Here is a 25,507-nt window from a genome sequence, read left to right on the forward strand (position 1 = left end):
GTCCCGTCCTCATGGGTCTTCAGGGCGTCCCCGCTGGTGGGACGTGATGTGGTGTGGGTGAAGTGGCGCGGGCACGGAGGCGCGGCTAGCGCACCCAGCCCGTGAAGCTCTGTCCGACGGTCTGGGCTCTCTCCGGCGTACGCGGCCGGGCACCGCCCTCGACCGCGGCCGACACGGCCCGCACCAGCCAGGCGTTGACCGACAGGCCCTCACGGCTCGCGGCCTCCTCGGCACGGGCCTTGAGATACGCGGGCAGGCGCAGATTGACGCGGGCGGTGCCACCCTCGTCGCCGTCGGCCGGGACCGGGGTCCTGAACGGCTCGACGGGTGCGGTCGGCTCCACGATGGCGCCGCCGTCGGTGGGCGGTGGCGTCACCACGAAGTCGGGGTCCAGCCCGCGCAGCCGTACGTCGACCGAACCGGGCGCCAGCTCGCGGGTGATCTCGTCCATCGCGGCAGAGAGCACGTTGAGCAGTGTCAGCCGGGTCGCCGACTCCAGGGGGGCGGTGAGCCGCTCGGCCAGCTCGCGGGCATCTTCCCCGCCGGCCTCGGCGGCCACCGCGAGTTCGCGGCGGAGAGTGTCGACATACGGCGTGAGGTCCATGACGTCATCATGGCAGCATCGTGGTGCCATGCGCAAGTCTTCATGGCGCCTCGGGGTGGCGGCCTCAGGACTCGGCCGCTCTACCTGCGGAAACACCGAGGGGGCGATCTGGGTCATGGCGGCGGCATGAGCGCTCATGCACCTTTGGAGGCACGGAATGGCGCCACGTGGCACCACTTGGCACCAGGTGACGCCAAGCGACGCCACCCGGCATGTGCTGCTTGCGGGCGGACTCGGGATCGGCCGCGGCCGCGGCCCCGCCCGTCCTCCACCGCCCCGCGATCACCCGTCGAGCGGGGCGGAGGAGGCTCTCGGGTCGTGAGCTCCGATGCGACGGCCACGAGCATGCACGGAGCGCCCGAACCGCCCGCCGGGCGCCCACACCATCCATCGAGGGCACCGGCGGGCCTCCGGCGTGCCCGGTGCCGGTTCGGCCGGTGCGTCCGGCTGCCGTCCGCTCGACGCCCTGTGGCCCCGTAGGCCCGTCCCGCCGGCGGGACAAGGCAAGTCGGACCGTGGTGTGCCCCGTACCGGCACCGAGTTGTCTTGAAGCGCTCATCCACGTGCGTGAACGTGGAGGTGATCGAACGGCGTCAGAGGCTCACCGGAACGAGGGGGAACGACGTGGGAGACACCCGCAGGGACACGGACGTGGTGATCGCGGGCGCCGGGCCCACCGGCCTGATGCTCGCCTGCGAACTACGGCTGGCAGGCATCGACGTGACCGTGGTCGAGAAGCTCGCCGAACGATCGGGCGAGTCCCGCGCCGGCGGGATCCACTCCCGCACGCTGGAAGTCCTCGACCAACGCGGCATCCTCGACCGCTTCCTGGCCGAAGGCCAGCTCCAGCCCGTCGGCCACTTCTCCGGCCTCTACCTCGACTTCGACGAGTCCGAGTCCCGGCACCCCTACCCGCTGATGATCCTGCAGTCCGCCATCGAGCGGCTGCTGGAGGAATGGGCCACGGAACTCGGCGTACACGTGCGCCGCTCGTCCGAGGTCACCGCCATCGGCCAGGACCAGGACGGCGTGACCGTCGAGCTCGGTACGGCCCAGACAGCGCCCAAGACGCTGCGTGCCCTTTACCTCGTGGGCTGTGACGGCGGACGCAGCACCATCCGCAAACTGGCGGGCATCGACTTCCCCGGCACCGAACCCACCATGACCGCCCTCATCGGCGACGTCGAACTCCCCGACCTGCCCGAGGACTACGTCTGGGTACGCCGCACCCCCGTCGGCGACTACTCCGCCATCGCCTTCGAACCCGGCTGGCACCGCGTCATCACCTCCGAGTTCGACCGCGTCCCCGACCACGAACCACCCACCTTCGAACAGCTGCGGGAATCCCTGATCAGGGTCGCCGGCACCGACTTCGGCATGCACAGCCCCCGCTGGGTCTCCCGCTTCAGCGACGCCGCACGCCAGGCCGACCGCTACCGGGCGGGCCGCATACTCCTCGCCGGCGACGCGGCCCACATCCACTTCCCCGCCGGCGGCCAGGGACTCAACATGGGCGTCCAGGACGCGGTCAACCTCGGCTGGAAACTCGCCTCGGTCGTACGCGGCCAGGCACCCGAGAACCTGCTCGACTCCTACCACGCCGAGCGCCACCCCGTCGCCGAACGCGTCCTGCACAACACCCGCGCACAGTCGGCCCTCGTCCGCCCCGGCCCCCAGACCGACGCGCTGCGCGACGTCTTCAGCTCCCTGATGGTCTTCGACGACGTCAACCAATACCTGCGCCACCTGCTCAACGCACTCGGCATCCGCTACCCCACCGACGGCGACCACCCACTGACCGGCCGCCGCGTCCCCGACGCCGACCTCGAAGCGTCCGACGGCACCAGCCGCGTCTACGAGCTGCTCCACGCCGGCCGCCCCGTCCTGCTCGACCTGCACGGCAGCACCGACCTGGCCGCGGTCGCCAAGGGCTGGGCCGACCGCGTCGACCTCGCCGAAGCGCGTAGCGAGGACGAGCACTGGATGGTCCCCGCCATCGGCGACATCCCCGCCCCCGCAGCACTCCTCATCCGCCCCGACGGCCACGTCGCCTGGGCGGCCGACGCCGACGGCACGCCCGACACCGCCACCCTCCGCACCGCCCTCACCACCTGGTTCGGCCCGGCCCTGCAGGGGTGACACACCACCCGAAACGATCGGACGAAGGGACACACCGACAGTGAACAGCACGTGGTTCCGACGCTTCACCACGGCCGCGGGGGACGGGCCGCGGCTTGTGTGCTTCCCGCATGCGGGGGGCTCCGCGACGGCGTTCAAGGACCTGGCGCACACGCTGCCCGCGAACTTCGACGTGGTGTCCGTGCAGTACCCGGGGCGCCAGGAACGCTACGGAGAGACGCCGTTCACGGCCCTGGCCCCGCTCATCGAGGCGGTGGCCGAGGAGCTGACCCGCGAGCTGGCCGCAGACCGCGGACGGCCGTACGCCCTGTTCGGCCACAGCATGGGCGCGCTCGTCGCGTTCGAGACGGCCCTGCTGCTCGCCCAGGGTGAACTCCCGGGCCCCCAGCGGCTGTTCCTCTCCGGCCGGGGCGGGCCCGGTACCGACAGCCTCCCCTACCACCTCTTCGACGACAATGATGTGCTGGACGATGTGCGCAGGCTGGGCGGCATCGACCAGGCCATGCTCGCCGACCCCGACCTGCTGGAGCTGGTGCTGCCGGCGCTGCGCGCCGACTACAAGGCCCTCGGCACGTACAGCTGGCGCGGGGCCGAGCCGCTCGCCGCCGCGATGACCGTCCTGACCGGGGACAGCGACCCGATGATGGCGGTCGAGGATGCTCAGACCTGGCGGGCGCACACCACCGGGGACTTCGATGTGAAGGTCTTTCCGGGCGGCCACTTCTACCTCTTCGACCACCTCGACGGGGTCGCCGCGGCCGTCACCGAGGGGCTGCTCACAAAAGCCGCCGTTTCCTGACCGGCCGACAGCGACGAGGGGCCCGGCGGACCGTTCGCGGTCGGCCGGGCCCCTCGCACATCCCTCACGCGTACGTGTAGAAACCGCGGCCGGACTTCTTGCCCAGCAGACCGCCCTCGACCATGCGCAGCAGCAGCGGCGGAGGCGCGTACAGCGGCTCCTTGAACTCCTCGTACATGGCCTGCGCGATGGACACGGTCGTGTCCAGGCCGATGAGGTCGGCGAGCCGCAGCGGCCCCATGGGGTGCGAACAGCCCTGCTCCATGCCCTGGTCGACGACCTCGGCCGGCGCCAGGCCCGACTCGACCATCCGGACCGCGGACAGCAGGTACGGGAACAGCAGCGCGTTGACGAGGAAGCCCGCGCGGTCCGGCGAGGCGATCGGCTTCTTGCCGAGGACGTCGCGGACGAAGACCAGGGCCCGCGCGCTCACCGCCTCGTCCGTCAGCACCGAGGAGACCAGCTCGACGAGCGGCAGCGCCGGCACCGGGTTGAAGAAGTGCATGCCGAGCACCTGGCCCGGGCGCCGGGTCGCGGCGGAGAGCCGTACGACCGGGATCGAGGACGTGTTGGTCGCCAGGATCGCCTCCGGGTCCTCGACGATCTTGTCGAGGGTGGCGAACAGGTCCAGCTTGAGCTGCTCGTCCTCCTTGACCGCCTCGATCACCAGCTGGCGGTCCGCCAGGTCGGCGAGGTCACGGGTGTACGACACCCGGCCCAGCGCCGCGTCGCGCTCCTGCGCGGTCAGTTTGCCCTTGGCGACGCCCCGGCCGAGGGACGCGGCCAGCTTCTGCGGCGCCGTCCGGAGCGACGACTCGGAGAACACCGCGACCGTCACGTCGAGCCCGGCCTTCGCGCACAGTTCGGCGATGCCGGTTCCCATGATGCCGCTGCCGGCGACACCCACCCGGTCGATACCCTCACCGGCGTTGTGCGTGGACGTGGTCATGCGTGGGCCCCCCAGGTCAGAAGTGATGCTCCGATCGACATGCCGCCGCCGAACCCGGCGAGCAGCACCAGGTCGCCCCGCGACAGCGCTCCCGTGCGGTTGGCCTCGTCGAGGGCGACCGGCACCGAGGCGCTGCCGACGTTGCCGTACCTGATCAGGGTGCGGTGCGTCTGCGCGGCGCCCAGCCCCGTGCGCTCGACGACCTCGCTGAGCATCACGCCGTTGGCCTGGTGCGGTATGAAGTGGTCGACCGCGCCGATGTCGACGCCGGCCTTGCGCGCCAGCGCGAGCAGCGCCGGTGGCACGTGTTCGGCGACGAAGTCCCGTACGCCGCGGCCGTCCATCCTGAAGAAGTGGCCGCCCTCGGCGAGGGTCGCCGCCGACGCCGGATTGCGGCTGCCGCCGGCCTCGACACGGATCAGGTGGTGTGCGTCGCCGCGGCTGGACAGGTCGCTCGCGATGATCCCGTACGGCTCCGGCACCGCCCCGACGACCGCGGCGCCGGCGCCGTCGGCGAACAGGATCGCCGTCTTGCGGTCCGTGAAGTCCAGGATCCGCGAGTACACGTCCGCCCCGATGGCCAGCACCCGGGCGTCCGGCCGTACGGCCACCAGAGCGTGGGCCAGGGACAGCGCGTAGACGAAGCCGCTGCACACGACGTTGACGTCGAAGCAGGCCGCGCCGTAGGCGCCCAGGCCGTGCTGCACCAGGTACGACGTGGGCGGCTGCGGGAAGTCCCCGGTGGAGGTCGAGACGATGATGTAGTCGATCTGCTGCGCGGTCAGCCCCGCCTGTGCCAGCGCTCGTTCGGCGGCCTTCACCGCCAGGTCGGACGTCGCCTCGTGCGGGGCGGCGTAGCGCCGCGACCGGATCTGCGTCTTGCGCTCGATCCACTCCGCGGTGACGCCGACGCGCTCGGCGACCTCCTCGTTGCCCACCTCGTGTTTGGGCAGACAGGAGCCGGTGGACAGTATGCCGATCCCCATGTCAGGACACCCCTGCGACATCGGGCAGGCCGGCTGCGCGCAGCGGATTGAGCCGCGCCGCGCCGATCTTCTCCCGCAGTACGGGATCGGTGACGCCGAGCCCCTCCTCGGGCGCGAGGCAGAGCACGCCGACCTTGCCGATGTGCCTGTTCTTCTGGACCAGCCGTGCGGCCTCGCCCACTTCCGTCAGCGGGAACACCTCGGAGAGAACGGGGGAGAGATGCCCCAGCCGGAACAGCCGGTTGCACTCCGCCTGCTCCTGGAGGTTCGCCGCGTGGCTGCCCACGATCCGCTTGAGGTTCATCCAGAGGTAGCGGTTGTCGAAGTGGTGGTCGTAACCCGTGCTCGACCCGCAGGTGACGACCACTCCGCCCTTGCGCACGACGAACACCGAGATCCCGAACGTCGCCCGCCCGACGTAGTCGAACACGACATGCGGGTCCTCGCCGACCTGCCGGCGGATCTCCCGCCCGAGCCGCTTGCCCAGCTCGATCGTCCGCTCCGGGCTGGGCGCGCCGTCCCCGCCCATGCCGATCTCATTGCGGTCGATCACCACATCGCACCCGAGCCGGCGCAGCACCTCGGCCTTGCGCTCGGAGCTGACCACGCCGACGGCGATACCGCCCGCGTTCTTCACCATCTGTACCGCGAAGGCGCCGAGGCCGCCCGTCGCACCCCAGATGAGCACGACGTCGCCCTGCTTGATCCGGGCGCCGTTGGCACCGACCAGCATCCGGTACGAGGTCGCCGCGGTCAGCAGCACACCCGCCGACTCCTCCCAGGTCAGATGGGCCGGCTTGGGCAGCAGCTGGCTCGCGCGCACCACCGAGTAGTGGGCGAGCCCGCCGAAGTTCGTCTCGTAGCCCCAGATCCGCTGCCCCGAGCCGAGCATCGCGTCGGCGTGCGTCGCCGGTTCCTGCTCGTCGACCTGGACACAGCTGACGACCACGTGGTCGCCCACCTTCCAGTGCCGTACCCCGGCCCCGACCCGTACGACGATGCCGGCCGCGTCCGACCCCACCACCTGGTGCGGCAGATCGTGCCGGGCGGCGTACCCGCCCTGGCGGGCGTAGCGCTCAAGGGACCGGAACGTGGGCACCGGCTCGAACGTCGCCGACCACACCGTGTTGTAGTTGATGGAACTCGCCATGACGGCGACGACCACCTCGTCCGGCGCGATGTCCGGCATCGGCACCGGCCCGACGTGCAGCGACTTGCGGACGTCCTTGTCCTCCATGCCGTCGAACATGCCGAGATCCGAGGCCAGCAGATGCGCGGCCTGGTAGTGCGAGGGAAGTTCGTGTCGCCCGATCTCGTCCGGGCCGGCCCCGGACAGCAGGGCTTCTGTCAAAGAATCCATGATTCCCCTTCTCCTTACCCCGCTGACGGGAAAGCGGTTGGGCGGCGGACCGCGGTCAGAGGACCGCGCCCTCCTTCGTCCGCCTGCACAGGCTCGGCCTGCTGGACCGGCCGAGGTCCTTCCACATGTCCGACAGGCCGATGACGGTGCGCGCCGCGAACAGCCTGCGGATGGACACCTCCTGCTTCAGCTCCGACCGGATCAGGCCGACCAGCCGGATCGCCCGCAGCGAGTTGCCGCCGAGGTCGAAGAAGTCCTCGTCGATGCCCACCCGGTCCAGCTCGAGCACGTCGGCGAAGGCCGCGGCCAGGATCCGCTCGGTGTCGTTGCGTGGTGCCCGGTACGTGCGCTCGTCGAACCCGGGCTCGGGCAGCGCCGCCCGGTCCACCCGCCCGCCCGCCGTCACCGGCAGACGGTCCAGCACCGTGAACACCGACGGCACCATGGACTCCGGCAGCCGTCCCGCGGCGAACCGGCGCAGCTCGTCGGCCGAGACGGTCCGGCCGGCCGCCGGGACGACATAGGCCACCAGGTGCTGCTGCCCGGAGCCGTCCGCGTGGACGACCACGACCGACTGCGCGAGGCCGGTGTGCTCGCACAGCACCTCCTCGACCTCGGCCGGCTCGACCCGGACGCCGCGCACATCCACCTGGGCGTCGGCCCGGGCCACGTACTCCAGCCGGCCGTCGGTGCCCCACCGCACCCGGTCCCCGGTCCGGTGCATGAGCGCTCCGGCCGGACCGAACGGGCAGGGTACGAAGCGCTCCGCGGTCGCCGCGGGCCGCCCGGGGTAGCCACGCACCACACCGGGCCCGGCCACGTACAGCTCTCCGGTCACGCCGACGGGGACCGGCGCCAGGCCCGGGCCCAGGACGTAGAGGGCGGTGTTGTCCATCGGGCGGCCGACCGTGCCCGCGTGGCGCGCCGGTTCGCCTGCGGCCAGGCGGTCGCAGGCGGCGAACACGGTCGATTCCGGCACGCCGTGGCCGTTGACGATCGTCAGCTCGGGGCAGGCCTCCCGGACCCGGCGCAGCGCGGCCGCGGACACGCGGTGGCCGCCGGTCCACACCTCGCGCAGCCCGGCGAGGGCCTCGGGGCGCTCGGCCGCGATCGCCGAGAACAGGCCCGCGGGCAGCCACACCGTGGAGATCCCGTGCGCCGCGCGCGCCGTGGTCAACGCGTCGATGTCGAGGTCCCCGGGGGGAGCCACGACCACCCGGCCGCCGTTCAGCAGGGGCACCCACAGGTCGAGGGCGAGTGCGTCGCAGGTGTGCGGCGCGTGCCACAGCACGGTGCCGTGGCCGGCTTCCCGCCAGTGGTGGTCCAGGACGAACCGCTCCATGTTGCGGTGGGTCAGCCCGACTCCGGTGGCGGCGCCGGCCGTTGCGGAGTCGTACAGGACGGCCAGCAGGTTGTCCTGGTGGGCGCTCGCCGCGGCGGCGCTGTCGTTGTCGGCGGTGTCGGCGGTGCCGGAGACGAGGTCGTCGCACACGAGCGCCGGGACGTCCGTGACCACGGAGAGCAGTTCGGCGGTCGTCGCGTCGGTGAGCAGGGCGACCGCCGAGGTCTCGTCGATCCGCGACCTGACGGACTGGGCCGGGGACGCCGGATCGATCGGCAGATAGGCTCCGCCCGCCTTCACCACGCCCAGCAGGGCGACGGCGAGGTCCACCGACCGGGGCAGCGCCACCGCCACCACCGTCTCGGGTCCGACGTGCCGCCGGCGCAGCGCCTCGGCCAGCCGGCTCGAGCGCGCGTCCAGCTCCCGGTAGGAGACCGTGTCGTCGCCGGAGACCAGCGCGACGGCGTCGGGCTCCCGCTCCACCACCCGGGCGAACAGCTGCGGGACCGTCAGACCCGGAAGCGGCGCGTTCGTGTCGTTCGGCGCCTCCAGCACCTGGTGCCGCGCGGCGCCGCTCACCACGTCCAGCGCACCGACCGGCTGCGCGCCGGCGGCCACCACGGCACGGATGTACGCGATCAACTCCTCGCCGATGAAGCGCAGTTCCGCACGGTCGTACAGGCGGGCGGGGGCGTCGAGCCGGATGAAGAGGTCGCTGTCGGGGCTGCCGTCGGTGTAGACGCCGATCGACAGTTCCTCGAACGTGCCGGTCGTCGCGCCGCAGTAACGCGCCGGGCTGTCGCCGAAGCGGAGCTGCTCCACGAACTCGACGACGTTGACGACCGCCCCGTAACTGCCGCGTCCGCTCAGGACGGTTCCGGCAGCGCGCTGGATGTCCGAGTAGTGGCAGGCGGTGTGGTCGAAGAGGTCGTACGTCTGGTCCACGAGCGTGTCGGCGATCTCGGTGAAGGTCGCGTCGAGGTCGACCGCCACCCGCACCGGCACCACGTTCACCGCGAGGCCGGGCGTCCGGCTCGCCACGCCGACCCGGTTGCCGACGGCCAGCGAGAGGAGGAACTCCGGCCGGTCGCAGCGGTGCCGCAGGAACACCGCCGTGGCCGCGGTCAGCATCTGCGACATCCACACGCCCATGGACTTGGCGGTGCCGCTCCACACGTCCGCCTCGGCGCGGGGAACGGTCAGGGTCCGGCTCACCATGCCGATGGTCTCGGCCACCTCCGACCAGCGGTCGGCGCTGCTCATCGGTTCGGACAGCGCGGAGCGCTGCGCGTCGGACAGGGCGACGCGCGGGACCTGCGCGGGCGCGGGCGCGTCGGTCAGGTAGTCGCGCCAGAACTCCGAGTCCTCGGTGAACTTCGGGGAGGCGAGGTACTGCGTCGCCTCGGTGGCGAACGACTCGGCGTCCCACGGGTGCGGCAGCTCCGGTACCCGCTCCCCGCGCACCAGCGCCGTGTAGACCTCGGCGAGGCGCTTGGACAGCAGGCCGCCGGCGCCGAACCCGTCGGAGATGAGGTGGTGGTAGGCGATCACCAGGAGGGAGCGGGTCGGCGCGAGTTCGACCACGCCGAGGCGGAACAGCAGGTCCCGCTCCAGGTCGAACGGCTCGCGCACCAGGTCGGCCAGGGCCTCGCGCGCCGCCTGCTCGGGGTCGGCCTCGGCGCTGAGGTCGAGGAAGAACGGCCGCCAGTCCCCCAGTTCCCGGGGAATGAGGCGCAGTCCGCCGCCGTCGTCGACGAAGTTGACGCGCAGCACCTCCGCCTCGCCCATCACGTGCAGGAACGCGGACCGGATGACCGCCGCGTCCAGCTCACCGTCCACATCCCACATGGTCAGCGCGTGGTTCGGCGTGTCGGGAGCCATGTGCTGCGCCCGCCACATGCCTTTGTGCGCAGACGACGCACCGAATGAAGGCACAGAGATCAACCCCTCGACAAACAAACCGGGACACCGGAGGAATTCGCAGGTCACCCCCTATGGTCGGGAGGGTGGGCCAGCCGTTCAAGACAATGTGATTCCGGGCGGGACAAGCCGCTGTCGAGCTTGCGGTGTCCCGCCGGCGGGACCTTTCACCGCGGAACGCGCGTGGATATCGAGGACACGATATGTCCGGCGACCAGTCGCGCGGTCGGGTGCCGCAGCACCATGTTCGCCTTCAGTTTGAGCCCGGTCGACGCGCTCAGGCGTTTGCTCAGCTCCATCGACAGCATGGAGTCGAATCCGATCTCGAAGAATTTCTCGTCGGGGTCGATGGACGCGCTGGAGGAATGTCCGAGGACGACGGCGGCCTTCTCCAGGACGTGGTCGAGGACGAGTGTCGTCGCTTCGTCGCCGGGGAGGGCGGAGATCCTGTCCGGCAGCGGGACGACCTGGTCGTCGTCCGCGGGCGGCTCCGTCGGGGACGCCTGCGCCGCCGCCGTGGGCGAGGAGTTCAGCCAGTACCGCTGCCGCTGGAAGGCGTACGTCGGCAGGTCCACCCGCCGGCGCGTCCCGAACAGGGCGCCGAAGTCCACGGTCCCGCCCCGGACGTACAGCTGGGCCAGCGAGCCGAGTACGGCCGCCACCTCGTCGCGGTCCCGCCGCGACGACGACAGGACCAGCGCGTCGTCCACGTCCTCGACGATCTCCTGCACCGGGACATTCAGCACGGGGTGCGGGCTCATCTCGATGAACACCCCGAAGCCGTCCTCCGCCAGCTGCCGGACGGACGTCTCGAAGAGGACCTTTTCGCGCAGGTTGTTGTACCAGTAGTCGGCGTTCAGCCCCGCGGTGTCGATGATTTCGCCGTAGAGGGTCGAATAGAAGGGCAGCGTCGACGATTTCGGGCTCACGTCGGTCAGCGCGCCGATCACCTGGTCGCGGACCCGGGTCACCTGGTGGGAATGGGAGGCGTAATCGACCGGTATTCTCCGCGCCTGGGCGCCGTCGGCCTTCATCTTCTCGACGAATTCGTCGAGTGCGTCCGGTTCCCCGGACACCACCACGGAGCGGGGTCCGTTGACCACGGCGACGCCCACCCGGTCGCTCCACGGCGCCAGTCGCTCTTCCACGACCTCGGCGGACTCCGCGACCGAGGCCATCCCGCCGAGCCCCTTCAGCTCGATCAGGGCCTTGCTGCGCAGCGCCACGATCCTGGTGGCGTCCCGCAGGGACAGCGCACCGCAGACGTAGGCGGCGGCTATCTCGCCCTGGCTGTGGCCCACCACCGCGGCCGGTTCCACGCCCCAGGACCGCCACAGGGCGGCCAGGGACACCATCACGGAGAACAGCGCCGGCTGCACCACGTCCACCCGCTCGAGGGTCGGCGCCCCCGCCGCGCCGCGCAGCACGTCGAGCAGCGACCAGTCGACCCACTCGGCCAGTGCGGCCGCGCACGCGTCGAGGGACTGCGCGAACACCGGGAAGGCGTCGTACAACTCCCGGCCCATGCCGAGCCACTGCGAGCCCTGCCCCGGGAACACGAAGGCGACGCCACCGAGGTTCCCGGCGATGCCGCGCACCACCCCGGCGCGGTCCGCGCCGTCGCTCAACGCCGCCAGGCCGCCCAGCAGTTCGTCCCGGTCGCGGCCCAGGACCACCGCGCGGTGCTCGAACCGTGACCGGCTCGACACCAGCGACCAGCCGGCGTCGGCGAGGTCCAGGTCCGGGCCGGCGGCGAGGAAGTCGCGCAGCTTGCCCGCCTGCTGCTCCAGCGCCTTCGCCCTCTTGCCCGACACCACCCACGGCACCAGACCGCCGACCACACCCGCCTCAGGGCCGCGCTCCTCCACCTCCTCCTCGGGGGCCTCTTCCAGGATCACGTGCGCGTTGGTGCCGCTGACCCCGAACGACGACACCCCGGCCCGCCGCGGACCGTCCGCCCGGGGCCATTCACGCCCCTCCACCAGCAGTTCGACACCGCCGGATGACCAGTCGACGTGGTGCGACGGCTCGTCCACGTGCAGGGTCTTGGGCAGGTACCCGTGGCGCATGGCCTGCACGGCCTTGATGACGCCGGCGACCCCGGCGGCGGCCTGGGCGTGACCCATGTTCGACTTCAGGGACCCCAGCCAGAGCGGCCTGTCCTCGGCCCGGTCCCGACCGTAGGTCGCCAGCAGCGCCCCTGCCTCGATGGGATCCCCCAGCGCGGTCCCGGTGCCATGGGCCTCGACCAGGTCCACGTCACCGGCCGCGACCCCCGCGTTCGCCAGGGCCTTCAGAATCACCTTCTCCTGGGCGCGGCCGTTGGGAGCGGTCAGCCCGTTGCTGGCCCCGTCCTGGTTCACCGCGCTGCCGCGTACGACAGCCAGCACCGGGTGGCCGTTGCGCCGGGCGTCGGACAGCCGCTCCAGGAGCAGCACACCCACCCCCTCGGCCCAGCCGGTGCCGTCGGCCGTGTCCGCGAAGGCCTTGCACCGGCCGTCGGCCGACAGGGCCTCCTGCCGGGAGAACTCCACGAACATCGCGGGCGTCGCCATCACCAGCGCCCCGCCCGCCAGCGCGAGCGAGCACTCCCCCGAACGCAGCGACTGCACCGCCATGTGCAGGGCCACCAGGGACGAGGAGCACGCCGTGTCCACCGACACCGCCGGGCCGGTCAGCCCCATCTCGTACGCCACCCGGCCCGACGCGACGCTCAGCGCGCTGCCGTACAGGAGGTAGCCCTCCAGCTCCTTCTGGCCGCCCTCCAGGAAACGCCACCCGTACTCGGACGAGCTGACCCCGGAGAAGACGCCGACCTCGGACCCGCGCACGTCGGCGGGGACGATGCCGGCCCGTTCGAAGACCTCCCAGGACGTCTCCAGCAGCAGGCGGTGGTGCGGGTCGACGGCCAGCGCCTCACGCGGGCTGAGGTGGAAGAAGTCCGCGTCGAATCCGGCGACGTCGGCCAGGAACCCTCCCTGGCGCGTGTACGCCTTGCCTGCGGCGCCGGGATCCGGGTCGTACACGTCCCGCCACCCGCGGTCCTGCGGGAAGTCGCCGACGACGTCCCGGCCTTCGCGGACCACGTCCCACAGGTCCTCGGGCGTCGACACGCCTCCCGGGTAGCGGCATGCCATGGCCACCACGGCGATCGGCTCGCCGCGGCCGGTCTTCAGGGCGTCGTTCTCCTGCCGGAGGCGGTCGCGCTCCTCGATGAGCGTGCGGAGTGCCCGCTGGACCCGGTCCGTGCCGTCCGCGGTGCGATCTGCGGAGTTGGTCATGTCACTTACCCCTTCTCACCCAGAGCCAGGTCGACCAGTGCGTCCAGGTCCAGGTCCGACAGTTCGTCAGCGTCGGCGTCCACGGCCGCCACGGGTGCGTCGCCGCTCGGCTCGGGCGCCTCGGCGCACGCCAGGACCAGTTCCAGGACGCCCGCGCCGCGCAGGCTGTCGATCGGGACGGTCCGCAGCACCTCCCGGATCCGCGCGTCCTCGGCGTCCTCGGCCGGGCCTGTGTCCTTTGCCGGACGCAGCAGGCCGAAGAGGTGCTCGCTCAGCTCGCGTGGTGTCGGGTAGCTGAAGACGATGGTGGACGGCAGGCGCAGCCCGGTGGAGGCATTCAGGCGGTTGCAGAGTTCGACCGCGGTCAGCGAGTCGAATCCGAACCGGGCGAACGCCTCGTCGACGTCGACACCTCTGCTGGACGCGTGTCCGAGCACGACGGCGATCTGCTCGCGCAGCCAGTCCAGGAGGGCGGTCCGCGCCTCGTCCGCCGGCAGGGTGGCCAGCTTCGCGGTCAGTCCTCGCGAGCCGCCGTCCTTGGCCGTGCCCGCCCTGTTCCGGCGCGGACGACCGCCCTCGACGAGGTCGCGCAGCAGTGACGGCAGCTCGTCACCGGTCTTGTCGCGCAGCGCGACGATGTCCAGCCGGGCCGGGACGAGGACCGGCTTGCCGCTCGCGCACGCCGCGTCGAACAGGGCCAGTGCCTCGTTCGTCGGCATCGCGGCGATGCCCATCCGCCGCAGCCGGGAGAGGTCTGCCTGGTCCAGTTCCCCGGTCATGCCGCTGCTCTGCTCCCACCAGCCCCAGCACAGCGAGGTGCCGGGCAGGCCGGCCGCCCTGCGCTGTGCCGCCAGACCGTCCAGGAAGGCGTTCGCCGCGGCGTAGTTGGCCTGTCCCGCGTTGCCGAGCGTGCCCGCGAGGGCGGAGAACCCGATGAACGCCGACAGCGTGTGCTCCCGGGTCAGCTCGTGCAGGTTGACCGCGCCGCCGACCTTGGCGCGCAGCACGTGGTCGATGCCCTGCGCGGTCAGCGACTCGACGGTGCCGTCCGCGAGCACACCCGCCGCGTGCACGACCGCGGTCAGCGGGTACCGGCCGGGCAGGTCCGCGAGCAGGTCCGCCACGGCGGCCCGGTCCGCGACATCGCACTCCACGACCCGTACGGTCGCCCCCGCGTCCTGAAGGTCCCGGACCAGCTCGGGTACCCCGTCGGCCGCCGTTCCGCGACGGCTCGCCAGCAGCAGGCTCCGTACGCCGCGTTCGGCGACGAGGTGCCGGGCCACGAGCGACCCCACGCCCCCGGTGCCGCCGGTGACCAGCACGGTGCCGCCGCCGAGGCCGTCGCCCACCTCGAGGACCAGCTTGCCGACGTGGCGGCCCTGGCTCATCTCGCGGAAGGTACGGCGCGCGTCGCGGATGTCGCGCAGGGAGACCGGGCTCAGCCGCACCCGCCCGTCGGCGAACAGCTCCATGACGGCCCGGAACATCTCCTGGATCGCGTCCGGGCCGGCCTCGTAGAGGTCGAAGGCCGCGTAGTCGACTCCGGGGTGGCCGGCCACCACCCGACGGGGGTCGCGGATGTCCGTCTTGCCCATCTCGACGAAGTGTCCCCCGCCCGGCAGCAGCGTCAGCGAGGCGTCGACGAACTCGTGCGCGAGGGAGTTGAGTACGACGTCCACACCGCGGCCGCCCGAGGAGCGCAGGAACTTCTCTGCGAACTCCAGGTCGCGCGAGGACGCCAGGTGCTCCTCGTCGATGCCCAGGCCGCGCAGCACGGGCCACTTGGCGGGGCTCGCGGTGGCGTAGACCTCGGCACCGACGTGCCGGGCCAGTTGGACCGCGGCCATGCCGACGCCGCCTGCCGCGGCGTGGATGAGGATCCGCTGCCCCTTCCTGAGGTTCGCCACGCGGAAGAGCCCGTAGTAGGCGGTGAGGAAGGTGCACGGCACGGACGCCGCCTCGGCGTAGCTCCACCCGTCGGGGATGGGCACGAGCATCCGGTGGTCCGCCACGGCCGTGCGGCCGAAGGCGCCGGTGAAGATGCCGGTCACCCGGTCGCCCGGCGCCAGACGTGTCACGTCGTCCGCCACCTCCAGGACGACTCCGGCGCCCTCGCTGCCCAGCCCGGCGTCGATGGCCGTCTTGTCCACCAGACCCAACGCGATCGTGACATCACGGAAGTTGAGGCCCGCGGCCTGCACGGCGATGCGGACCTGGCCGCTCGTCAGGGGCGCTTCCACCTCCGGGCACGGGACCCAGGTCAGGTTCTCCAGCGTCCCCTTGTTCGGGATGCCGAGCCGGTGGGCGCCGGCCGCCGGCGGCTCGATCCGCTGGTCGTCCGCTGCGGCCACGGCCAGGCGGGGCACGAGCAACGCGCCGTCACGCAGCGCCAGTTGGGACTCGTCGAGGGCGAACGTGTCCGGGAAGCGGGCCCAGGACGTCGCCGCGTCGTCGAGGTCCACCAGCCGGAACCGGCCGGGATGCTCGGTCCCGGCGGACCGGATCAGGCCCCACACGGACGCGCCGGGCAGGCTTTCGACACGCTCGCCCACACCCGTGTCGAGAGCCAGCCGCGTGAGCACCACCAGCGTGGACTGCGCGAGGGCCGCCTCGGCGAGGAACCGCTGGACCCACTCCAGTACGCGCTTGTCCGTGTCGCCGACCACGGTGAGCAGATCGGGACCGGCGGCGACGAAGTCGTCAAGGCACAAGACGATGTGCCGGGGCGCCTGCCCGGAGAGGACCTCGTCCAGGGACTCGTAGAGCACGGTGCTCCCGCCGCCCGCCTCCAGAAGCCGGGGGGCCAGGCCGCTTCGCGCACCGAGGACGGCCCACCGCTCGTGGTGGGCCCGCGGCTTGCCCTCCTTCACCGGCCGCCACTGCACCTCGTACAGCGACCGCTCCTGCCCGCCGCGCGCCGAGCGCACCTGCTCGGCACTGGCCGGCCGGAACGTCAGCGCCCCGACGGAGGCGATCTTGCGGCCGTGCTCGTCGGCGACCACCAGCGACACGCTGTCCTCGCCGGCCGCGGAGAGCCGGACCCGCACGGTCGGGCCGCACTGCCCGGCCAGGTCCACGCCGGACCACGAGAAGGGCATCCGGCCCTGCTCGCCCGTCACCTCGATGACACCGCCGACGATCGACGCGTGCAGGACGGTGTCCATCAGGGCCGGGTGCAGGGCGAAGGCGCCGGCGGCCGAGCCCTCGGCGGTCTCGGGGAGCGTGGCGAGCGCGAAGAGGTCGTCGCCGTGCTGCCAGACCTCGCGCAGCCCGCGGAACACCGGACCGTAGTCGAAGCCCGCGTCCGCGAAGTCGTCGTAGAGGGCGTCGATGTCGAGCTGCCGGGCCCCGGCCGGGGGCCAGGTGGCGAGCGCGCGCGTGTCATCCGCCCAGGTGGCCGTCGGCGCGGTGGCCGGTGCCAGGTTGCCCATGGCGTGCCGGGTCCAGCCGCCCACCGCCGGGCCGTCCGCGCCGGGGCGCGAGTACACGTCCAGGGAGCGGCGTCCGCTCTCGTCCGCCGCGCCGACGACGACCCGCACCTGCACGTCGCCCTGGTCGGGGATGATCAGGGGGACTTCCAGGGTGAGTTCCTCGACCGCGCCGCACCCGACGTGGTCGCCCACCGACAGCGCCAGGTCCAGGTAGGCCGTCGCCGGTACGACGACCGCGCCGAACACGGCGTGGTCGGCCAGCCAGCCGTGGGTCCGCAGGGACCACAGGTCGGTGAAGACCACCTCGTCCGTGCCGGGGTGGTCCACCACGGCGCCGAGCAGCGGGTGCTCCGCGGCCGACAGACCGGCGGAGGCGACGTCCGCCGACCCCGCCTGGGCCCGCAGGTCCAGCCAGTACCGCTGCCGCTGGAACGCGTACGTCGGCAGGTCCACCCGCCGGCGCGTGCCGAACAGGGCGTGCCAGTCCACGGACCGGCCCCGGACATGCAGGTGGGCCAGCGCGCCGATCAGCGCCTGCGGCCCGGTGCGGTCCCGCCGCGACGCCGACAGGACCAGCGCGTCGTGCACGCCCTCACCGGCGAAGGCCTCCTGGGTGATGCTCGCGAGCGTCGCTCCCGGCCCCACCTCCAGGAAGACGGTCGCGCCGGCCGCACGGGCGCACTCCACCGCGTCGTAGAAGCGGACGGGCTCCCGGAGGTGGCCGACCCAGTACTCGACGCTCGTCAGCTCCTGGAGCGTGACCTCGCGGCCCAGCCGGGTCGAGACGATCGGGATCGCCATCTCGCCCGCGGGGAGCACGGCGAGCGATCCCGCGAACTCGTCCAGGATCGGGTCCATGAGCGGGGAGTGGAACGCGTGGTCGACCGGGAGCAGCTTCGCCGAGGTGCCGTCGGCGACCAGCCGGTCGCGGAGGGCGTGGACCTGGTCGCGCAGGCCCGAGACCACGACCGACTCCGGGCCGTTGACGGCGGCGATGCCGACGCGGTCGTACCGGCCGAGCAGCGTGCTCATCCGGGCTTGAGAGGCGCGTACGGCCAGCATGGCGCCGGGCTCGGTGACCGTCTGCATGGTCCGGCCGCGTGCCGCCACGAGCCGGGTCGCGGTGTCCAGGTCGAAGACCCCGGACACATGGGCGGCGGCGATCTCGCCGACGGAGTGGCCGATCAGGTGGTCGGGCCGCGGGCCGTACCGCGCCAGCAGCCGGTACAGGGCGACCTGCAGGGTGAACAGCGCGGGCTGTGCGATGTCCGTGCGCTCACGCTGCGCGGGTTCGAGCTCGTCGGCGAGGAGCAGGGGCCGCAGCGCGAAGGGGAGGTGCGCGTCGAAGCGTGCGCAGGTCTCGTCGAGGCTCTGCGCGAAGACGGGGAAGGTGTCGTACAACTCGCGTGCCACACCGGCCCATTGCGTGCCCTGGCCCGGGAACATGAAGACGGATCCGCCGGGCTCCCCGGCGGCGGCGCGGATCACCGCGGCGGACTCCTCGCCGTCGCGCAGCGCGGCCAGAGCGCTCAGCAGGTCGTCGCGGTCGTGCCCCAGGACCACCGCGCGGTGCTCGAACCGCGTCCGGCTCGACACCAGCGACCAGCCGGCATCGGCGAGGTCCAGGTCCGCGTCGGCGGCGAGGAAGTCGTGCAGCCTGCCCGCCTGCTGCTCCAGCGCCTTCGCGCTCTTGCCCGACACCACCCACGGCACCAGGCCGCCGACGACGCCCTCGCCCGGGCCGCTCTGCTCCGCCTGCTCCTCGGGCGGGGCCTCTTCCAGGATCACGTGCGCGTTGGTGCCGCTGACCCCGAACGCGGACACGCCGGCCCGCCGGGGCCGTCCCTCGGCCGTGGTCCAGTCCCTGGCCTCGGTCAGCAGCTCCACCGCCCCCGCCGACCAGTCCACGTGCGTCGAGGGACGGTCCACGTGCAGCGTCTTGGGCAGCACCCCGTGCCGCATCGCCATGATCATCTTGATCATGCCGCCGACGCCCGCGGCCGCCTGCGCGTGGCCGATGTTCGACTTCAACGACCCGAGCAGGAGCGGGCTTTGCGGGTCCCTCTCCTGGCCGTAGGTGGCCAGCAGAGCACCCGCCTCGATGGGGTCGCCCAGCGTCGTGCCGGTGCCGTGCGCCTCCACCACGTCCACATCGCTCGCCTGCACCCGGGCGTTCGCCAGCGCCGCCCGGATCACGCGCTGCTGGGCCGGTCCGCTCGGCGCGGTCAGCCCGTTGGACGCCCCGTCCTGGTTGATCGCCGAACCGCGGATCACCGCCCAGATCCGGCGCCCGTTGCGCCGCGCGTCCGAGAGCCGCTCCAGGACCAGCACGCCGACGCCCTCGGAGAAGCCGGTGCCGTCGGCCGCGTCCGCGAACGCCCTGCACCGGCCGTCCGCGGACAGACCGCGCTGCCGCGACATCTCCCGGAAGACCTGCGGCATCCCCACGACGGTGACGCCACCGGCCAGGGCGAGGCCGCATTCGCCCTGCCGCAGCGACTGCACCGCCTGGTGCACCGCCACCAGCGACGACGAGCACGCGGTTTCGGTCGACACCGCCGGGCCCTCCAGACCCAGCGTGTACGCCACGCGCCCGGACGCCACGCTCAGCAGGGAACCGATCTGCGCGTAGCCCGCGATGGCCTCGGGGGTGGCGAAGTGGTTGCCGTATCCGAAGTACGCGAGACCGGCGAACACGCCGGTGTCGCTGCCGCGCAGGGTCTCCGGGTCGATCCCGGCTCGTTCCACGGACTCCCACGCGGTCTCGAGGAGCAGCCGGTGCTGCGGGTCGGCGGACAGCGCCTCGCGCGGGCTGATCCCGAAGAACTCGGCGTCGAAGTCGCCCGCGTCGTACAGGAATCCGCCCTTGCGCGTGTAACAGGTGCCGGGCCGGTCCGGGTCCGGGTCGTACTCCAGGTCCCAGTTGCGGTCCTCGGGGAAGTCGGAGACGACGTCCGCCTCCGCCCGCACCAGCTCCCACAGGTCCTCCGGGGATGCCACCCCGCCCGGGTAGCGGCAGGCGACACCCACGATCGCGATGGGCTCGGCGGCGGCGTCCGTCAGCTCCTGCAGTCGCTTGCGGGTCTCGATCAGCTCGATCGATGTCCGCTTGAGGTAGTCGAGAACCTCGGCGTTGTTGTCGTTTGTCATCGCTTTCCCCTAGCCGAGCTCTTTGTCCAGAAGCGCGAGAAGCTCTCCCGCGGAGGCCGCACCGATCTGGTCGGCGAGGCCGGCCGGTGCTCCGGCGCTCGCCATGGAACGGACTCGGCCCTGCAGCTCGCCGAGCAAAGTGGAAATGGTGGTCTTGTCCTCCTCCGCGAGCCGGCGGAACGCGTCCTCCAGCCGGGCGCCCAGTCCTTCGATCTCCTTGACCAGGTGATCGGCCGGGGACTGCGGGGCGGCAGCGGAGTCGGGGGTGATGCCCGCGCCCAGGAACCGGGCGACGGCGGCCGGGTTCGGGTGGTCGAACACGAGCGTGGCGGGCAGTTTCAGGCCGGTCACCGCCGCCAGCTTGTTGCGTAGCTGCAGCGCCGTGAGCGAGTCGATCCCGAGTTCCTTGAACGTCGCGGCGGGACCGATCCGCCCGGTGTCGGGGTGCCCGAGGACGAGTGCGGTCTGGGTCCGTACGGCATCGAGCAGCGCCGCCTCCGCCTCGGCCGGCGGCAGCGACTTCAGCTGCTGCGCGAGCGAGACGTCGGTGGGTGCCGGGCCGGCCGGGCCGCCGGGACCGGCGGACGTGCCGGCCAGCGTGCGCAGGAGCGGCGAGGCCATCGGGCCGAGCGTCGTCAGGTTCAGCCGCACCGGCACGAGCACCGGCTCGTCCACCGAGACCGCCGAGTCGAAGAGCGCGAGCCCCTCCTGCGACGACAGCGGCCGCACGCCCTGCTGCTGCATGCGGACCACGTCCGCGTCGGTGAGGTCGGCGCTCATCTCGCTGCGCTCCGCCCAGAAGCCCCAGCCCAGTGCGCGGGCCGCCAGTCCCTCGGCCCGGCGCGCCTGCGCGAGGCCGTCGAGGAAGGCGTTGGCCGCCGCGTAGTTGGCCTGTCCCGCGAAGCCGAGCACGCCGGCGACCGAGGAGAACAGCACGAACGCGGACAGGTCCAGGTGCCGGGTCAGCTCGTGCAGATTCCAGGCTCCGCGCACCTTCGGCGCGAGGACCGCGTCCAGGCGGTCCTCGGTCAGGGCCTCCACGAGGCCGTCGTCCAGCACGCCCGCGCAGTGGATCACCGCGGTCAGCGGGTGCTCGGACGGCACCCCGGCGATCAGTTCGGCGACGGATTCGCGGCTTGTCACGTCGCAGGCCACGATGTCGACGTGCGCCCCGGCCCCGGTCAGCTCCTCGCGCAGCGCGGCCGCCGCCGGAGCCCCCGCCCCGCGCCTGCTGGTCAGCACCAGGCGGCGCACCCCGTGCCGCGCGACGAGGTGCCGGGCCAGCATCGCGCCCAGGCCGCCGGTACCGCCGGTGATCAGCACCGAACCGGAGCCGAGGGCGTCCGGTGCCCCGCCGGACGCGCCCGTGGCGTGCACCAGTCGGGGTGTGGTCACGCTGCCGGCCCGGATCTTGAGCTGGGCCTCCCCGGTGGCGGCCGCGGCCGGGACCTGGGCCCACGAGGCGGCCCGGTCGTCCGTGTCCACGAGCGTGAACCGGCCCGGGTTCTCGGTCTGCGCGGTACGCAGGAATCCCCAGATCGCGGCAGCCGCGGGGTCGGGGTGCGGCACCTGCTCGTCGTGGAACGCGTCCCGCGTCACGACGACCAGGCGGGAGTCACCGAACCGTTCGTCGCAGAGCCAGGTCTGCGTCCAGCGCAGCACACGGTGGAGGTTCCGCTCGACGTCGGCGGGTGTGTCGGCGCCGTCCGCGCGCTCGATGCCGGCGATGACGAGTGGGGGTATCTCCCCGCCCAGGGCGGCGAGTTCGTCGAGGTCGGTGAAGACCGCCCGGTCCTGGCCCAGGGAGGCGGTGATGGCGTCGGATCCGCCCACCACCGCGTACCGGTCCGCGGCCGGACCGGACGCGACCGTGAGGGGGACCCAGTCCACCTGGAACAGCGAGTCCTGGCGGTCGAAGCTCAGCTCGGTCAGCTGCTCGACGTCCGCGGGCCGCATTCTCAGCGATGCGACGCCGCCGACCGGTGCCCCGCTGTGGTCCGCGAGGGTCACGGACAGCGTGTCCTCGCCCGCGGGGGCGAGCCGGACGCGCAGCGCCGTCGGCCGGGCGGAGCCGACGCGGATGCCCGTGCAGCGCACCGGCAGCCAGCCTTCGGGCCGGGAGTTGTCGACGAACCGCCCCAGGCCGACCGGGAGCAACGCGGCGTGCAGCAGTGCCGGGTGGATCCGGAACCGGCCCTGGTCCGCGCCGTCGGACGCGGGCAGCTCCACCTCCGCGAACAGGGTGTCGCCCTGGCGCCACACCTGCCGCAGACCCCGGAACAGGGGCCCGTGGCCGAACCCGAGGGCGGACAACCGTGCGTACTCGTCCTCGAAGGGCACGGCGGCCGCGCCCGCGGGAGGCCACGCGAGGAGGCCTTCGGGCGCGTGGGTTCCCGTGGTGTCGGATCCGACGGTCCCGACGGCGTTGCGGGTCCACTCGGGTTCGCCCTCGCCGCGTGAGTGCACGCTGATCACACGCTTGCCGTCGACCACGACGCGGATCTCGCGCTCGGCCGTCCGGGACAGCACCAGCGGTGTTTCGAGGGTGAGTTCGTCGACGACGTCGCAGCCCACCTTGTGTGCCGCCCACACCGCCAGCTCCGCCAGCACCGCGGCCGGCACCAGGACGGCGCCGTGGACGACATGGTCGGCGAGCCACGGGTGGCGCTCCAGCGACAGGCGCCCGCCGCCCACGACTCCACCGCGCTCGCCGTCGTCGGGCAGATCGATCACGGCGTCGAGCAGCGGGTGGTCCGACGTGGTCACGGTGGTGGTCTCGGCGGGTGTGTTCAGCCAGTAGCGCTGGCGCTGGAAGGCGTACGTGGGCAGCTCGGCCCACCGGCCGTCCCGGCCCGGGAACGCCGCCTCCCACGACACCGCGACGCCCGCCACGAAGGCCTCGGCCGCCGACTGGTACAGCCTCCCCAGGCCGCCCTCGTCGCGGCGCAGCGAACCCACCACGATCCCGGTGGCGCCGGGGGTGGTGTCGAACATCTCCTGGATGTTCATCACGAGCAGCGGGTGCGGGCTCAGCTCGATGACCGCGCTGCCCCGCTCCTGTTCGATCAGGCGCTCCATGGCGGCCGCGAACTGGACCGGTTCACGCAGGTTGCGGTACCAGTAGGCCGCATCGAGCCGCAGGGGGTCGATCAGCCCCCCGGTCACCGTCGAGTAGATCGCCACCGGCGAGGGCATGGGGGTGATCCGGCCCAGCTCCTCCTGGAGCCGGCCGTCGAACCGGTCCATCAGCGGCGAGTGCCCGGGCACGCTGGACTTGACCAGCCGCGCGCGGGCGCCCTCGGCCTGGCAGGCCGCGACCAGTTCCTCGACCGCCCCGGTCTCACCCGACACCGTCGTCGAGTTCCGTCCGTTCACCGCGGCGATCCCGAGCCGGTTCCCCCACCGCGCCATCAGCTCCCGCACGCGGTGTTCGGGCAACAGGATCCCGGCCATGGTGCCCTGTCCGGTGACCGTGGCCAGGAGCCGGGACCGCAGGGCCACGATCTTGGCCGCGTCCTCGAGGGTCAGGGCGCCCGCGACATAGGCGGCGGCGATCTCACCCTGGGAGTGGCCGATCACCACGTCCGGTGTCACGCCCAGCGAACGCCACACCTTGGCCAGCGCCGCCATCACCGCGAACAGCACCGGCTGGACGACGTCGATGTCCTCCAGGTCCGCCGCCTCGGGCCCGCCGCACACGGTGTCGATCAACGACCAGGACACCCACGGCTCCAGCGCCCGCGCGCACGCGCGCAGTTCCTCGGCGAAGACCGGGGAGGTTTCCCACAGCTCCCGGCCCATCGCGACCCACTGCGCCCCCTGGCCCGGGAAGACGAACACCGTCCTGCCCACCGGTTTCGCGACTCCGGACACCGCGGCGGCGGGGCCGGGCTCGGCACCCGCGGCGACGGCGGACAGGGCGGCGAGCAGTTCGTCGCGGTCGGCGCCGATGACCACCTGGCGGTGCTCGAACAGCGACCGCGTCGTCACCAGCGCATGTCCCACGGCCTCGACCGGCAGGTCCGCATCGGCGGCCACGCTGTCCCGCAGCCGCAGCGCCTGCTCCCGCAGTGCCTGCTCGGACCGCGCCGACAGCACCCACGGCACCGCCGCGGGGGCGCCGGTGGACACCTGGTGGGCCGGGGTTCCCTCCCCGTCAGGTGCCTGTTCGGGGGTCTCGGGTGCCTGCTCGAGGATCAGGTGCGCGTTGGTGCCACTGATGCCGAAGGACGACACACCCGCGCGCCGGGGCCGTCCCTCGGCCGTGGTCCAGTCCCTGGCCTCGGTCAGCAGCTCCACCGCCCCCGCCGACCAGTCCACGTGCGTCGAGGGACGGTCCACGTGCAGCGTCTTGGGCAGCACCCCGTGCCGCATCGCCATGATCATCTTGATCATGCCGCCGACGCCCGCGGCCGCCTGCGCGTGGCCGATGTTCGACTTCAACGACCCGAGCCACAGCGGGCTTTCGGGGGCCCGGTCCTGACCGTAGGTGGCCAGCAGCGCCTCCGCCTCCATGGGGTCGCCCAGCCTGGTGCCGGTGCCGTGCGCCTCGACGGCGTCCACCTCGCCGGCCGACAACCCGGCGTCGGCCAGCGCCGCCCGGATGACCCGCTGCTGTGCCAGTGGGTTCGGCGCGCTCAGCCCGTTGGACGCCCCGTCCTGGTTGATCGCCGAACCGCGGATCACCGCCCAGATCCGGCGCCCGTTGCGCCGCGCGTCCGAGAGCCGCTCCAGGACCAGCACGCCCGCGCCCTCGGAGAAGCCGGTGCCGTCGGCCGCGTCCGCGAACGCCTTGCACCGCCCGTCGGCCGACAGGCCCCGCTGCCGGGCGAGTTCCACGAACATCCCCGGCGTCGGCAGCGCCGCCACCCCGCCGGCCAGCGCCAGCGTGCACTCCCCGGACCGCAGGGACCGCACGGCCTGGTGGACGGCGACGAGCGACGACGAGCACGCGGTGTCGGTCGACACCGCCGGGCCCTCCAGACCCAGCACGTACGCCACCCGGCCCGAGGCGACGCTGAGGTACGTCCCCGTCATCGCGAAGCCCTCGACCTCACCGCCTGCCCCACCGCCCATCCGCGGGCCGTAGTCGACGTTGTAGATCCCGGTGAACACGCCGGTCGCCGAACCCCGCAAGGCGGCCGGGTCGATGCCCGCCCGTTCCAGCGCCTCCCACGAGGTCTCCAGCATCAACCGCTGCTGCGGGTCCATGGCCAGCGCCTCGCGCGGGCTGATGCCGAAGAACTGCGCGTCGAAATCCGGGAGTTCGGGCAGGAATCCGCCCGTGCGCGTGTACGTCTTTCCGTGCGCCTCGGGATCCGGGTCGTAGAGCGCCTCCACGTCCCACCCGCGGTCCAGCGGGAAGTCGCCCATCGCGTCCACACCGTCAAACACGACCGACCACAGGCCTTCGGGGGAGGTCACCCCGCCCGGGAAGCGACACCCCACACCCACGACGGCGATGGGCTCGCGGGCGGACTCCTCCAGCTCGCGCACTCGCTCGCGCAGTTCCTGCGCGTCGCCGACGGCGCGTCGCAGGTAGGACC

The 25,507-nt window shown here is 72.6% G+C and carries 9 protein-coding genes and 1 pseudogene; 2 read left to right on the forward strand and 8 right to left on the reverse strand.

Annotated features, from left to right (window positions below; genetic code table 11):
* Positions 1 to 85 precede the first annotated feature (85 nt).
* Positions 86 to 604 (reverse strand): hypothetical protein, encoded by a 519-nt coding sequence (locus ACWC0C_RS17490; protein WP_450864736.1) that lies wholly within the window; start codon positions 602 to 604, stop codon positions 86 to 88.
* A gap of 624 nt (positions 605 to 1,228) precedes the next feature.
* On the opposite strand from ACWC0C_RS17490, the gene ACWC0C_RS17495 reads away from it, so the two are divergent.
* Together ACWC0C_RS17495 and ACWC0C_RS17500 are read left to right on the forward strand one after the other, a co-directional pair.
* Positions 1,229 to 2,743 carry an FAD-dependent monooxygenase gene (locus ACWC0C_RS17495; protein ID WP_450864737.1) on the forward strand — a complete coding sequence of 505 codons (1,515 nt, stop codon included), beginning with the start codon at positions 1,229 to 1,231 and terminating at the stop codon, positions 2,741 to 2,743.
* 40 nt (positions 2,744 to 2,783) lie between these two features.
* Entirely contained in the window at positions 2,784 to 3,542 is a 759-nt protein-coding gene (locus ACWC0C_RS17500; protein ID WP_450864738.1) for a thioesterase II family protein, read from the forward strand.
* Between the two features lie 64 nt (positions 3,543 to 3,606).
* Here the strand turns inward: ACWC0C_RS17500 and ACWC0C_RS17505 are convergent, their stop codons facing one another.
* The 7 genes and pseudogenes from ACWC0C_RS17505 to ACWC0C_RS17535 form a co-directional block, all read right to left on the reverse strand.
* Complete coding sequence (locus ACWC0C_RS17505; protein WP_450864739.1) at positions 3,607 to 4,491, reverse strand: 3-hydroxybutyryl-CoA dehydrogenase; 885 nt, start codon at positions 4,489 to 4,491, stop codon at positions 3,607 to 3,609.
* The gene (locus ACWC0C_RS17510; protein ID WP_450864740.1) at positions 4,488 to 5,477 is read right to left on the reverse strand and encodes a 3-oxoacyl-ACP synthase III family protein; all 990 of its coding nucleotides are present in this window, start codon (positions 5,475 to 5,477) and stop codon (positions 4,488 to 4,490) included. Before ACWC0C_RS17510 ends, ACWC0C_RS17505 begins: the two co-directional genes overlap by 4 nt.
* Before the next feature lies 1 nt (position 5,478).
* The gene (gene ccrA / locus ACWC0C_RS17515; RefSeq protein ID WP_450864741.1) at positions 5,479 to 6,837 is read right to left on the reverse strand and encodes a crotonyl-CoA carboxylase/reductase; all 1,359 of its coding nucleotides are present in this window, start codon (positions 6,835 to 6,837) and stop codon (positions 5,479 to 5,481) included.
* A gap of 55 nt (positions 6,838 to 6,892) precedes the next feature.
* Positions 6,893 to 10,168 (reverse strand): non-ribosomal peptide synthetase, encoded by a 3,276-nt coding sequence (locus ACWC0C_RS17520; protein WP_450864742.1) that lies wholly within the window; start codon positions 10,166 to 10,168, stop codon positions 6,893 to 6,895.
* 98 nt (positions 10,169 to 10,266) lie between these two features.
* Entirely contained in the window at positions 10,267 to 13,380 is a 3,114-nt protein-coding gene (locus ACWC0C_RS17525) for a type I polyketide synthase (RefSeq protein WP_450864743.1), read from the reverse strand.
* Between the two features lie 5 nt (positions 13,381 to 13,385).
* Positions 13,386 to 19,961 carry a type I polyketide synthase gene (locus tag ACWC0C_RS17530; protein WP_450864744.1) on the reverse strand — a complete coding sequence of 2,192 codons (6,576 nt, stop codon included), beginning with the start codon at positions 19,959 to 19,961 and terminating at the stop codon, positions 13,386 to 13,388.
* 9 nt (positions 19,962 to 19,970) lie between these two features.
* A pseudogene (locus ACWC0C_RS17535) lies at positions 19,971 to 25,484 on the reverse strand (SDR family NAD(P)-dependent oxidoreductase); the annotation flags it as partial.
* Between the last annotated feature and the right edge of the window lie 23 nt (positions 25,485 to 25,507).

The sequence above is a fragment of the Streptomyces sp. NPDC001709 genome (assembly GCF_053596375.1).